Origin of the sequence: uncultured Campylobacter sp. (assembly GCF_938030815.1) — a bacterium.
Lineage (GTDB): Bacteria > Campylobacterota > Campylobacteria > Campylobacterales > Campylobacteraceae > Campylobacter_B.
Map to the genome: position 1 here is coordinate 1 of NZ_CALHII010000268.1, position 11117 is coordinate 11117.

Annotated in this window: 12 protein-coding genes; all 12 read right to left on the reverse strand. The window is 51.8% G+C overall.

The genetic code is table 11. The annotated features are described in order from the left end of the window. The coding region (locus tag Q0277_RS09910) for a thioesterase family protein (protein ID WP_297997654.1) at nt 1-216 on the reverse strand (216 nt) is incomplete at its 3' end. Beyond that, nucleotides 203-1327 (reverse strand): hypothetical protein, encoded by a 1125-nt coding sequence (locus tag Q0277_RS09915; protein WP_297997656.1) that lies wholly within the window; start codon nt 1325-1327, stop codon nt 203-205. The genes Q0277_RS09915 and Q0277_RS09910, both read right to left, overlap by 14 nt. Then, a complete protein-coding gene (locus Q0277_RS09920; RefSeq protein ID WP_297997658.1) occupies nt 1320-2321 on the reverse strand; it encodes a glycosyltransferase family 2 protein in 1002 nt (333 codons plus the stop codon). Before Q0277_RS09920 ends, Q0277_RS09915 begins: the two co-directional genes overlap by 8 nt. Then, nucleotides 2302-4446, reverse strand: coding sequence for an AMP-binding protein (locus Q0277_RS09925; protein WP_297997660.1), 2145 nt, complete (start codon nt 4444-4446; stop codon nt 2302-2304). The genes Q0277_RS09920 and Q0277_RS09925 overlap by 20 nt, the downstream gene beginning before the upstream one ends. Then, nucleotides 4427-4966, reverse strand: a complete 540-nt coding sequence (locus tag Q0277_RS09930; protein WP_297997661.1) for a DNA gyrase subunit B — start codon at nt 4964-4966, stop codon at nt 4427-4429. The genes Q0277_RS09925 and Q0277_RS09930 overlap by 20 nt, the downstream gene beginning before the upstream one ends. Before the next feature lie 722 nt (nt 4967-5688). After that, nucleotides 5689-5967: an acyl carrier protein gene (locus Q0277_RS09935; RefSeq protein ID WP_297997663.1), complete on the reverse strand. Its 279-nt coding sequence runs from the start codon at nt 5965-5967 to the stop codon at nt 5689-5691. After that, nucleotides 5960-6226 (reverse strand): phosphopantetheine-binding protein, encoded by a 267-nt coding sequence (locus Q0277_RS09940; protein ID WP_297997664.1) that lies wholly within the window; start codon nt 6224-6226, stop codon nt 5960-5962. Before Q0277_RS09940 ends, Q0277_RS09935 begins: the two co-directional genes overlap by 8 nt. After that, entirely contained in the window at nt 6223-6963 is a 741-nt protein-coding gene (locus Q0277_RS09945; RefSeq protein ID WP_297997666.1) for a lysophospholipid acyltransferase family protein, read from the reverse strand. Before Q0277_RS09945 ends, Q0277_RS09940 begins: the two co-directional genes overlap by 4 nt. Then, complete coding sequence (locus Q0277_RS09950) at nt 6960-8063, reverse strand: hypothetical protein (RefSeq protein ID WP_297997667.1); 1104 nt, start codon at nt 8061-8063, stop codon at nt 6960-6962. The genes Q0277_RS09945 and Q0277_RS09950 overlap by 4 nt, the downstream gene beginning before the upstream one ends. Then, nucleotides 8053-9474 carry a beta-ketoacyl synthase chain length factor gene (locus tag Q0277_RS09955; RefSeq protein WP_297997669.1) on the reverse strand — a complete coding sequence of 474 codons (1422 nt, stop codon included), beginning with the start codon at nt 9472-9474 and terminating at the stop codon, nt 8053-8055. Before Q0277_RS09955 ends, Q0277_RS09950 begins: the two co-directional genes overlap by 11 nt. Before the next feature lie 132 nt (nt 9475-9606). Continuing rightward, nucleotides 9607-10029, reverse strand: a complete 423-nt coding sequence (locus Q0277_RS09960) for an excinuclease ABC subunit A (RefSeq protein ID WP_295152256.1) — start codon at nt 10027-10029, stop codon at nt 9607-9609. 10 nt (nt 10030-10039) lie between these two features. Further along, the coding region (locus Q0277_RS09965) for a beta-ketoacyl-ACP synthase (RefSeq protein WP_297997670.1) at nt 10040-11117 on the reverse strand (1078 nt) is incomplete at its 5' end.

The window sequence follows — 11117 nt, forward strand, 5'->3', positions numbered from 1 at the left end:
AACCTCGTCGTCAAAAAGTATCGGCGCGATAAATTTAAACTCCATTTTGATAATGGGATATATAAATCCATCATCTCTCATCTGCATATATGTGTAGCCCGCATCGCGCCAAAACTCGCATCTAGCGTCTTCGCAGAGCTTTACGTAGTTGCCGTGCCACATCACGCCCATCGGATCGGCGTCGTAAAATCTGGCGCGAAATTTATACTCTCTCATTTTTCTCTCCGCTGTGAAATTTTTCGTCTTGCGCGGCGGATTTTGCGGCGGCTAAATTCGAATTATCTAAATTTAGCGCGGTATCCGAATCCGCCGTACTTTTTAAATTTGACGCCGTATTTAAACTCGCCGTGTCGTTTAAATCCGCCGCGCCATTTAAATTTAGCGCAGTATCCGTGCTCGTCTCGTCGAAATTTTGCGCGCCGTCGCGCTTTGCAGCGCTCGCATTTTTTTCTTGCGCCCAAAAATCAAAGAAATTATACCACTGAGAAGGAAATTCTTTGGCATAAAGCTCTAGCTGCCGCACGTAGCATTTAAGCGGCAGTACGACCGATCGCGCCTTGTCGCGGCTTTTTAGCGGCGCAGGTAGCGGCTGCAGTCGCAGCTCGCGCCCTTCGCGCCCCTCGTAGCACCATAGGCTAAATAGCGGCGCGTCCAAAATTTTAGCGAGCAGGTAGCCGCCGATCGGGAAGTTCGCGCTGCGCCCTAAAAAATCCTCGCTTTGAAATTTATCCGAGCCCACCGGCATGCGATCGCCCATTACCGCGATATGTTCGCCGTTTTGCAGCAGCTCTTTGATTTGCAGCATCTCGCCGATACCGAGCTCGCCGACGTATAGAATTTTCACGCCGCCGCCCATCTTTTCGATAAATTTCATAAAATTTTCGCTGTGTTTGCGAAAGATCAGCACGTTGATTTTTATCCCCGCCGTGTTTGCCGAAAGTGCGCGCGCGATCTCGGTGTTGCCGAAGTGCGAAGTGATTAAAATTTTACCCGTTCCGTCGCTTAAAAGCTCCTTCATACCGCTTTGCACGCGAATTTGATCCAGCGCGATCTTGCCGTTCCAAACCGCGATTTTTTCGCACAGACTGAGGGAAAATTTATAAAAATTCGCGTAAATTTCGCGGAGCTTGGGTTCGCGATCGAGCGCGCGCCGCAAAAACTCCCTGATCGCGCGCCGTTCGTTTTTAAGCAGCGCAAAATAGATCGCCGAGATGCAAAGCGCGGTGCCTCGCATGCAAAAATCAGGCGTGTGAAGCGTGACGAAGCGGGCTAAATTTAAAAGCGCCGCGCCCGCCTTTTCGTTGTTTTCGCTCCAGTGTTTAGCCATCGCGTCCGTCCTTTCCGGCGGCATGTTGCGACGAGGCTTTTACGAGCGGGCTTTGCGCTGAATTTTCCGCTTGCGGGCTTTGCGCTGCGGCTTTGTCGCCGCATTCTTCGGTACCAGCTTTTTCGTTTGCGTCGCCGCCCATCTCTTCTTTTGTATCTTTGCAACTATCGCGCCGCGCGCTACTGCAAAAGCTTTGCCCCGCTAGCCCTTGCAAAATTTCGTCTGCGTTCTGCTGCGAAACATCCTGCAAGCCGCGCTTTTTAAATTTATCGCAAGCGCGCTTTAGCGCCCTTTTTGCAAGCCAAAGCGGAAGCCCGCAAAATAGCCTCGCGTGCATCAGCGAAATTCCGAAATTATCCTGAAACGGCGCGAAGTGGCTCACTCCGCCCGCTTCGTAGTGCACCGCCAGATCGAGCCATTTTATCTCTAGCCCCGCGCGCACGGCCAGGATTAAAATTTCGGCATCAAAGCCCATCCTGCGGCTCTTGGTGCGAGGCAGAAGCGGCACGATCTCCTCTAGCGGGTAGATTCTGAAGCCGCACATCGCGTCTTTTATGCGGTGCGAGAGGGTATTTATCACGCACCAAAAATTCATTATCTTGCGTCCGTGTAGGCGGGATTTGGGCGCGCTTTCGTCATACGCGGGCGCAGCGCAGATCAGCGCGGAGGGCTGGCGCGCCGCAAACGTCAAAAATTCCTCGCATCTGCTTACGTCGTGCTGAAAGTCCGCATCGATCTGAAAGGCGTGCGTAAATCCAAGCTCTTTTGCCCACGCCAGCCCGTCGCACACCGCAGCGCCTTTGCCGCCGTTTTGCGCGCGGGTGTAAATTTGAGCCGCAAGCCCCTTCAGCGCGTTTTTGCTCGCTTCGTCGCTGCCGTCGTCCACGATCAGCACGGGCGCGATGGGCGCCAGGGCGTGCACGAGCTCGGCGATGCGCGCGGGGTGGTTGAAGTAGGGCAGTAAAAATGCGGGCTTAAAGGCAAATTCTTCCACTGGCGCAGACCTTGTCGTTTGAAATTTCAAAGCGGAGTTTGCCGCTTGCTTCGGTGATTTTGATTGAAATTTCATCGCCCGGGCGGATGAAATTTTTAAATTTTAAATTTTCTATCTTTTGCGTGCCGTCTAGTTCGTAGCCCAGGGCTTTTGCGCAGATTAATACGAAGCGAAGCTGCATAAACGCGGGCACTAGCGGAAATCGCGCAAAGTGTCCGTCGAAATAAAAGTCGCTGGCTCGCACCTTCGCGCGAAACTCATTCTCCACGCTCCGCTCGAAAACGGGCACCTCGTAGCGCTGCAGGGCGCTTAAAAAATCCTTTTTGCTTAGCTTGCCCTGCTCGTTAAAAGGCAGCCTGCTTGCGATCTTGAAGTAACGCAAAATCGCGCCGAATTCGGGCTTTAAAAAGGCCTTCAGCTCGTCCGTGACGCCCTTTTTGCCGCCTGCGCGAAACGCCTGCTCGCCGCACTCGCTAAGCTTGATAAGAGCTACGGCGCGGTCGCGCTGCGGGTGCAGATCGATCCTGCATTCGCCGATAAATTCGTGCGAGTGGAGCTTAGCTTCGAGCAGATCGAGGCTCACGCGGTTTTCGTTGATTTTGACGGTGCGGTCGCCGCGCCCCAAAAGCGTGATCTCATCTGCGCGCACATAGCCGAAATCGCGGCTTTCGAAGCGCTCGCACCAAGGAGAGCTGATCGTAAACTCGCCCGTTTGCGAAAATTTGCAGGCGGGCTGCTTTGCCCTAAATTTATCGCAAAGCTCGCCCTCTTGCGCAAATTTATCGTCGTGTTTTGTCGCGGAGCTCGGTGCGGAGCTGTTTTCTGTATCGGTCGCGGTTTTATCGCCAGCGTCTGCATTAAATTTAGACGCTAGCTCGCCCGAGCGGTTTGTGTCTTGCCCGTCTGTATTTTGCCCGTCCACACAGCGCTTCTTGGACTCTGCTATAGAATTTTTGCCGCAAGAGCTTGCCGCAGGATCAAAGGGCTTGTTCTCGCGTTTTGTCGCGCCACAGCTATCGATATCCGTGCGGATCTGCACGCTAACGGGGGCAAATTTCTTAAGTCTCGCGCCTTCGTTGCAAGCGATCACGCCCGTTTCGCTCGAGCCGTAAATATCGACGATGCGGGCACTGCTAAGCGCGCGCAAATTATCTCGGATCGCAGGACTTAGCGGTGCACCCGCGCTAAAAATGGTGCCCAAAGGCGCTATATTTGCAGCATCTGCATGTTCGCACAGCGCGCCGAGCACCGTGGGCGAGCTGATCAGCACGGCGCCCGCAAGATCGGCTGCAAGGATGATTTCAGGGTAGTTTAGACCGCCTTTTTGCGTGCGCGAGCCGCAAATCAGCGGCACGAAGATGCTAAATGTGAGCCCGAACATATTTTGGTGCGAGACACCCGATAAAAATCGATCGCTTGCGCAAAGGCCGAATCTTTCTACCAAAAATTCCGCCTCCAAAACCATATCGCGTAGGCTTTTTTCGATATTTTTCGCTTCGCCCGTCGAGCCTGAAGTTTTGATATAAAATTTTTGATCGGCGCGCAGTAGGTGCAAAGAAACAGCCTCTTGCTCGCACGGCGCGTGATTTTGCGGCGCGTTTTTAGATGAAATTTTAGGCGCAGATTTTCCCGTATCGCGAGGCGAAATGCTTTCTAAATCATTAGGGCTGAATTTCTCTAAATTTTGCGCTGCGGCGAGATTTGGAATTTTCACGTCGCCGCCTAGATGAAATTCGCCGCTAAATTTGGGCTCCCGCAGCAGCACGGGCACAAAGCCCGCAATCATCGCACCGAAAAAAAACGCGATGAACTCTGCCGCGTCCTCGCCGTAAATTTCGATCATCGGCGCATTTTTTTGCTCTTGCGTCTGCGCTGTTTGCGTGGCATGCGTAGCATCTGTGCCGCCGCTAGAATTTTCCGCGTCATTGAGATTTGCGCTTTTGCTAGAATTTTCCGCGCTTTTTAAATTTACGCTTGCCGCGCTACTTTGGGATTTGTCCGCGCCTTTTAAGCTTACCGTTTCGCTTTGTTTGCATTCCGTTTTTGCTAAATCGCGTGCAAGAGCCGCCGCAGCAAGGATTTCACGCTCATAAGGCTTTAAAGAATTAATCAAATTTTTTAACATAAAATTTCCTAAAAATCATCTCGCCGCCGATCAGCGCGCCGATGAGGACGTATGAGATCGCGCCGCAATAAACGCTCCAATAAATTTTATCTCGCGGTAGCAGCAGCGCCGCGCTAAGCAGGCCGTTTAGCACGAAAAATCCGAGCCAAATTTCGGTCAGCTTGCGCGTGTAGACGCGGCCGTGTTCGTTGAGGCCTGGCTGCTTCAAAAGCGCCAGGCGCGTGATCGCGGGCGTCGATCTTAGGCTGAGCGCAAAAAGCGCCGCGAGCGAGAAATTTATTATGAGTGGATACAGATACGCAAGCGCTCCGCTGCCAAATATAGCGCACAGCGCAAAAAATGCCGCGCTCGCGCCCTTAATAGCGCGATCTTTACTTTCAAAAACAGCTCGCGCGCCCCATAGCGCGCTCATAGCCGCGAGCAAGCAGACCCGCGCGCCGCCGTGCAAAAAATAGAGGCCGAAAGGGTAAAACACGCTTAAAATTACGGTAGCTGTTTTTAAAAATATCGTTCGTCGCAATCTTTGTAATCCTTAAATTTAGCCGCGAGGGCTTGGTTTTTTGCCGCGGCAATTTTGTTTTACCGCGGCCGGCTAGGCTTTGCTGCGGTGGTTTTGGTTTTTGTTACGGCGGTTAGGCTCTTGCCGCAGGCGCGATCGGCGCGATTATTACCGCGCTTCGATATTTTAAATTTAGCTTCGGCGTTCAAATTTTAGGCGCTATGCTTTTAAAATTTAAATTTAGCCTTGCTCGCTGCATTGTAATTCTGGCAGCGCCGCTTTTAAATTTAGCTGCGCCTTAATTTAACTCGCGGCGCCGCACTTGCGATCAGATCCGCTAAATCAAATTTAGCCGAAATTTTAAAATTTTGAAATTTTACGAAAACGACGGTCTCAAAAGAAACAACGCCTTTAAAATTTCAAAATTTCACTCAAGCTCGCGGATTAAAATTTTAAAATTTTGATCTACAAAGCGCTTTGCATGCTAGCTCAAAAGCGGCAAATAAGCGAGCTTTGCGCTATGTCGCTTAACCGCTAAGCCTGCAAAAGCCGCTCGCTCCACACTCTTTCAATAAAACGTTCGCCGCTCGCCGTGCACCTTTGATAATATGTGCCGCACGTTCCGAGCCGCCGCGCGCCGTTAAATAAATGACGCCGTGCGTTGTCCGCTCGCCCGCCGCCCCATGCCGCCGCAAATTTACAAACTGCCGCACCCGCGATCTTGCCGCACCGCACGGCTAAATTTAACTCTCGCCGCCCGTAGTTTCCCCGTTCGCGCCCTGATCGAGCTTCGCGGCTACGGCATCCACGATGTCGCCAAGGGTCTGGATGTTTTTAAAATCATCTGGCATCAGCTTGTAGCCCGTGTTTTTCTTGACGTAATCGACCAGATCGATCGCGTCGATGCTGTCGATCTGCAGATCCTCGTAAATTTTAGCCTCCGGCACGACCTTGCTCTCGTCGATCTCGAAAAGCTCCACGAGCGCCTTTTTTAAAATTTCAAAAATTTCATCTTTACTCATCTTTACTCCTATTTTCGGCGATGTATTGCGCCAAAGACGCAACGGATGAGAAAATTTGCTTTAAATTTTGGGTTTTTGAGTTAAGCACGATGCCGTATTTTTTTTGCACCAAAAGCCCGAGCTCCAGCGCATCGACCGAATCGAGCCCGAGCCCGTCGCCAAAAAGCGGCTCATCGTCATTTATGTCGCCCGGCGCTACGTCTTCGAGGTTCAGCCCCGAAATGATCAGCTCCTTAAGCTCCAAAATTTCTTCGTTCACAGATTCTCCTTTTCATATAGATTTGATATTTTTTCGTAGAGTTTGCGCACTCGGATCGGGTTTGGGCGATCCGGCTCAAAGCCCGTTAGATCCAGCGCGCACAGCTCGTAGAGGTCGTATTTCATCCGAACCTCGGGCGTATCGTACCATACTTGTCCTTTTTTTAGGCTTTTAGGATCCATTTTTATCGCGATGCAGTTTATGTTCGCGATGTAAAACGCCGCTTTGTGCATGGCGATGCGATCTGCGGTGCGCGTGCCCTCGGGGAAGATGATTAAGCTTTCTCCTCGCTCAAGGGCGCTGCGACACGCATCTATCATCGCTTCCGAGCCGGTATTTGGGATGTAGCCCGCGGCTGCGATGGCGGCGGAGAGGAAGGGGTTTTTACACAGGCTTTCCTTGACTACGCAGTTTGCGCGCCGCACGTGAGCTAAAAAGATCACCACGTCAAGCAGGCTAGGGTGGTTTGCGACGATGAGAGTGCCGCCGGGCGGGAGCTTACAGCGCCAGCTCACGCCGATGCTGCCGTAAAGTCGCGCGAGCAGCAAAAATATGCGCCATGAGATCATTATAAAATCGCGTACGAAATTTCGCACGGCGCTTATACGGTTTAGCCTCAGCAGCGCTACAGGGAGGAAGAGTAGGTTGCCTATCATACACAGCGCGCCGAAGCTTGAGAAGCACAGCGCGATGCCGATCTGTTTGATTTTGCGCCTTAGCGGATTTGTCTGCTTCATCGCGCGGCGCCTCTTTCGGCGGGGATTTCACAGCAGCTCTCGTTAAGGATTGTGCGGCTATCGGCGAGGGTTTTGTTGTTCTCGGCATGGATTTTATGGTTTATCATGCGCGCGATCTCGATAAAATTTCTACGGCTTGCCGCCTGCTGCGTCGCATTGAAATTTCTGCGGTTCTCTGCGTGCGATATTTCGCCTTGCGGCGTGTGCCGAAGTAATAGAGCTTTCATGGTCTGAGCGGAGTCGATCTCGGCGCCGTGCATATGCCGAAACGATGGAATTTTTGCGGCGCACGGCAAACTGCGATCTTGTAGAATTCCCGCCGTTCGCGGCATGTGCTGCCTCGGTGAAATTTCCGCAGCTTGCCGCATGCTTCGTCGCGCGTATTGCTGCGATGAAATTTCTATCTTTTGCCGCGCGTATCGTTGCAGTAGAATTTCGGCGGTTTGCCACGCGCGCCATTGCGACGGAATTTTTGCGAAGCGCCATATACGCTGTTTTGGCGCTATTGTATGACGCATCGTCTGATTAAATTTATAGCTCGCGGCGCCGCAAAATTTAAAATTCATCGCAACGCCTTGTCGTGTACATCCTGTGTGAACGGCTACTCTATTCATCGCGCGGCTAAATTTAAACTCGCAGCCCAAGCTTTGCTCTGCTAAATTTATGAAATTTGCAGCTCGCTGCGCGTACCGTTTCGGCTCGCCGCATCTGTCTTTATAGCGGAATTTTACGGTGTCTTCCAGGCACTGCTGCGGTAAAATTTTTATAGCCCGCAGCTCGCACCGTTTAGGCGGATTTTTTTGAGTTCGTTGCGTATGCCTCGGCGGCGTATTTTCGCAGCGCGCCTCATTGCAACGCGATTTGGCGGCGCACAGCACGCGCCCTTTCGGCGTGTTTTTAAGATGCGCCGTTTGGGAGAGCTCGTGTTTGATAGTGCGGCTAAATTTAAAACCTTCATTATATCTGCGTTTGGCGGAGCGGCTAAATTTAAAGCTCGTCGTTCGCGCCTTTGCGGCTCCGCGTGGTCTGGGATTTTGATCAAATTTGCTCATCCCGCCGCGCTTGCTCATGCGATGAAATTTTACTATTTTAGCGCTCACGATCTTGCCTTAAAAAAGCTGCGATTTTGGCGGGATCTTTGACGTGCCAAAGATAGTCCAAAACCCCGTCGCTGCTGTGCCATTCGCGCTTGCCGGAGAGGATTTTAGCCAAAAATTCCACCGCGGTATCTAGCGGGATCTCGCCGCCCTCTTTAAAGCTTCGTAAAATTTCATTCTCGGCTCGCGGTTTTGGATTTTGTGTCTCTATGCTCTGTGTCGTCGCGTCCGCAATGTGCGGCGAAATTTCGATCTGCACGTCATCTCCGCGCTGAAGCACCAGAAGTAGGGCGCAGGCGAAGTCGCAGCGCTTCAGATAGTCGTTGTTTGCCTCCTCAAAATAGCAGAGCAGGGCGATTTTATCGTTATCCGACTTGCATTCGCCGTCCTCGCCTGCTTCGTTCGCGTCCTGCGCGGAGCCGAACTCCCCCGCGCTTTCTTTCAGCCTTGCAGCGGCGATTATTGCGCCGTTTTCGAGCGCGCACGCTGCTGAGATCGTCGAAATTTCGGCATGGTTTTGCGTAAAAATCGCATTTTGCGCCGCGATCGCGTTGAGTACGCTGACGCAGAAGCTCGAAGGCGAGACGCTTTCGTCCATCGAGCCGAGCAGGCTAAAACAGCGGTTGATCTCGCCCAGGCGCGAGCAAAAAACGAGCGGCATCCCTTCGCGCTGCGTCGCGGAGCTTTGCATCGCATGATCGCAGGTTTCCGAGCGTTCGTTCGTTTTGAAATTTTGCCTTGCCGAATTTAAGGAATTTTCATTTATCAAATCTTGCAGCGTCGAATTTAAATCTTGCGGCATAGAATTTAAAGAATTTTCGCTTGAAAAATCCTGCGGCGATGGGTTTTGCGCGGCGGTGCGGCTTTTGCTCGCGTCTAAATTTTGAGGCGCGAGATTTAAGGAGTCATCCTCGGCTAAGCTCTGCGGCGCATTTTGTGAAATTTCGCCTAAAAGCGAGATGCAAAGTTTCGCCCCAAGCCCCAAGCGGCGACGTTGTAACGGTGGGATGTGCGCAAGAGTCGGCTTTTTCTTTAAAGCTTCGAGCGCTAAAATTTCCTCTTTTAAGCGGGCGTGAGCAGAAATTTTTAAATTTTCTACGGGGCTATTTTGTAAAGCCTCGCTCTCGCGCGCAGCGAAATTTTTGTAAAGTTCCGCCGCCTTTTCGGAGCTGCAATCAAAAGTGCGCGCGGAGCTAAATTTAGATGCAACCGCTTCTTGTTTTAATCCCAGCTCCGAGCAACGCTTGGTAAAATTTTCAATAAAACTTTCTGCGGCAAGGTCGCAACCTGCGTTTTTGTTATTTTCGCACACTGCAAAATTTGCAGAATTTATAGAATTTTGCTTGCAGTCCGAAATATCTGTAAAATCTTGCGTAGAATTTGCCGTAAAATCATACGTAAAATTTTGATCCATATCGCAAACAGAATCGGAATTTCCGTCTAAGCTTACTTCGGAAATTCCGTCCGAGTAAGCGGCGAGATTTTTATAAAACTCCGCCGGCTCACCCGAATTATCGCGCTTGCGTAAGATATACCGAAGCTTAGCTTATTTTGCAATGTAGCCTCTTAGTGTGACACCGCTCATTATCGTGCCTACGCCGCATTCAAACTCTTTGTCGCTTACGAAAACGTTTTTGTAATAGTAGCTCGTGATATTTACGACCTTGTTGCCGCCCTCTTTTTTGGCGCGATCTTGAAAGCTAAGCAGTGCCGATAAAAACGCGCGGTTGCATGCGGCTTGATCGCTCTTGCCGACGCCGTTTGCTTTTTTATTCGAGCTTAGCTGCTGCGTGATCTTTCTACCTGCAGATTTGTTGCCGAAGTAGAATTTTATGTTCGGATCAAGCTTGGCTTTGGCGTCGGGCTCTGCGAGTGCCGCGGCGATAGGGAAGCGCACGATATCGTTCTTGGCATAAGCCGAATTAGCGACAAAAAGCGCCGCAACTGCGAAAAATAGAAATTTTTTCATTTTCTCTCCTTTAATCGATAAATTTTTTAAAAATCAAAGAGGTGTTCACGCCGCCGAAAGCGAAGTTATTATTCATAACGTAGTCGGTCTCTATCTCCTGCGGCTGCGTGAGGTATCTAAGCGGAGCGCACTGCGGATCGATATCGTGCAAATTTAGATTCGGATAGAATAGCCCCTCGTTCATCATCATTACCGAGATGAAGCTCTCCAGCGCCCCGCACGCGCCCAAAGTATGGCCCAAATATCCCTTGTAAGAGCTCACGGGCGTCTGCGAGCCGAAAATTTCATGAGTTGCCGTAGATTCCGCGACGTCGCCCTGTCTGGTCGCCGTAGCGTGGGCGTTTACGTGTCCGATGAGATCCGGCGAAATAGCGGCGTCTTTGAGCGCCAGCTGCATCGCCGCGCGCATAGTCTCGCTCTGCGGGCGGGTGATATGCGTGCCGTCGCAGGTCGTGCCGAAGCCTACTATCTCGGCGTAAATTTTAGCGCCGCGCGCAAGCGCGCTTCTGAGGCTTTCTAGCACGAACATAGCGCCGCCTTCGCCCAAAACCAGCCCGTCGCGCGATAGATCAAACGGCGCGGGGCTGAGAGTAGGGGTGTCGTTTTTGCAGCTTGTCGCGTAGAGCTTATCAAATACGAATGCCTGGCTTGGGTGCAGCTCGTCCGCGCCGCCTGCTAGCATCATATCCGCAAGGCCGAATTTTATCGCTTCGTAGGAGTAGCCGATCGCTTGAGATGCACTCGTGCACGCAGAGCCGGTGGGGATGAGTCTGCCTTTTAGCCCGTAGTAGATCGCGATATTCGCAGCGACGGTGTGGGGCATCATCTTGACGTAAGAGTTGGCGTTGAAGGTGCTATCCTTGCCGTGCAAAATATCTACGACTTCGCCAGTAGCCTTTGCATCGCCGCTACAGCTACCCGCTGCGACGCCCATACGGCCGTCTTTTATGCGCTCATCCTCTAAAAGTCCCGCATCCGCCAGAGCCTCGCCCGCGGCATCGACGCCAAACATCGCTACCTTGCCCATCGAGCGAGTATCTTTGCGGCTCCAGTGCGCAGGCGGCGCATAATTCGGTATCGGCGCGCCC